Origin of the sequence: Brevundimonas sp. P7753 (assembly GCF_013386595.1) — a bacterium.
Classification (GTDB): Bacteria; Pseudomonadota; Alphaproteobacteria; order Caulobacterales; family Caulobacteraceae; genus Brevundimonas; species Brevundimonas bullata.
On record NZ_JACARP010000218.1, the window covers coordinates 1 to 301 of the forward strand.

Annotated in this window: 1 protein-coding gene; it reads right to left on the minus strand. The window is 58.1% G+C overall.

Annotation, left to right across the window (positions count from 1 at the left end):
* Nucleotides 1–144: 144 nt before the first annotated feature.
* Nucleotides 145–301, minus strand: a 157-nt coding sequence (locus tag HX774_RS20460) for a class I SAM-dependent methyltransferase (protein ID WP_178829009.1), incomplete at its 5' end; no start/stop codon positions are given.

The window sequence follows — 301 nt, forward strand, 5'->3', positions numbered from 1 at the left end:
GTCATGCAGGGGGCGGTCAGGAGCATTCGCCAGCCGAAGATGTCCTCACCGTTGAGGGGGGCGAGCAGAGATGTATAGAAAAACATGACGGCGAACAGGCAGGACGCCGTCACTGATAAAGCAATACCTCGGGACACAACAGCCTCACGAAACGCTGGGTTCGGTTTTTTCCGGCAGGATAGCACCCTGCTTGAACAGCAAGGCTTTCAATCCGCTTTCGACGTCGATATCGGGAAATTCCGGCGGATTGTCCAGGCGCCGTTCAAACACCAGCCCCGGCGCTTCGCGGGTGACACCGTCG